This is a genomic window from Pseudogemmobacter hezensis (genome assembly GCF_013155295.1).
Classification (GTDB): domain Bacteria; phylum Pseudomonadota; class Alphaproteobacteria; order Rhodobacterales; family Rhodobacteraceae; genus Pseudogemmobacter; species Pseudogemmobacter hezensis.
This window is the reverse complement of the sequence record NZ_JABJXT010000061.1, coordinates 1-1,184: the sequence shown is the minus strand read 5'-3', so window position 1 is coordinate 1,184 and position 1,184 is coordinate 1. Positions and strand designations below refer to the sequence as shown.

Sequence of the window (1,184 nt, the reverse complement as noted above, 5' to 3'; positions counted from 1 at the left end):
TGACCTGCCCCCCGGTCGTCCCTCGTTCATAACGAGAGTCCTTGGGTTTGATATTGGTAGGTTTCGGGTTGGGCAAGCGCGCCGGGCGTGGAGCCCTCAGATTGCTCAAGCGCTCGGCGCGCTTCTACTGGGGTCTTGTTGCCCAGCGAGGAATGCGGCCTGACATTGTTGTAGTCGTAGCGCCAGAGGGCCAGTTTGCGGCGGGCATCGGCCAGGCTATCGAAGATCTCCTCGTTTAAGCATTCGTCCCGCAGGCTGCCGTTGAAGCTTTCGATGTAGCCGTTCTGCTGCGGCTTACCCGGGTCGATGTAGTGCCATTCGACGCCGTTCTCGTTGGCCCACTTCAAGATGGCCTTGCTGGTGAACTCGGTCCCGTTGTCGCTGACGATGCAAGCGGGCTTGCCGTAAATCCTGACCAGCGCATCCAGTTCCCGCGCCACCCGAGCCCCCGAGATGCTCGTGTCGGCAATCAGCGCCAGGTTCTCGCGGCAGCAATCGTCATTCACGGCGAGGATGCGGAACTTGCGGCAGGCCCCGAACGTGTCGGACAAAAAGTCCAGAGACCAGCGCTGGTTCGGGCGCAGCGGCACTGGCATCGGCGTGCGGCTGCCGCGCGCCCGTTTGCGGCCACGACGGCGCCGCACCGAGAGACCTTCTTCCCGATAGATGCGGTAGAGCTTCTTTTCATTCATGAACATACCCTTACGCTCCAGCATAATGCCCACGCGCCGATAGCCGAAGCGACGGCGCTTCTCGGCGATCTTGTGCATCTCCTCACGGATTTCCGGGTTATCGGGCGGCCTGTCACGCCGCACCGTCTTCGGATCGACACCGATCAGGAAGCAGGCACGGCGTTGAGAGATCGGATGACCCTTCAGCGCCCGCAGCACTGCCTCCCGCCGTTGCATCGGCGTCGTCAGGGCTTTCCCAGCAGATCCTTCAGAACCACATTGTCGAGCATGGTATCCGCCAGCAGGCGCTTGAGCTTCGCATTCTCGTCTTCGAGCTGCTTCAGCCGCTTGGCGTCGGACAGGTCCATCCCGCCATACTTGGCCTTAAGCTTGTAATAGGTCGCGGGGCTCAAGCCGTGCTTCCGGCAGAGCTCGGAGGTCGGCAAACCTGCCTCCTGCTCTTTGATCATCCCGATGATTTGCGCCTCGGTGAAACGGCTTTTCCTCATGTCG

The 1,184-nt window shown here is 61.3% G+C and carries 1 protein-coding gene; it reads right to left on the bottom strand.

What is annotated here, in order from left to right:
• Window positions 1–26: 26 nt before the first annotated feature.
• Window positions 27–1,180 (bottom strand): IS3 family transposase gene (locus tag HOY34_RS21775; RefSeq protein ID WP_172366767.1). Its coding sequence is split into 2 segments (ribosomal slippage): window positions 27–931 and window positions 931–1,180, totalling 1,155 coding nucleotides; the frame shifts between segments, so codons are not numbered across the junction.
• Between the last annotated feature and the right edge of the window lie 4 nt (window positions 1,181–1,184).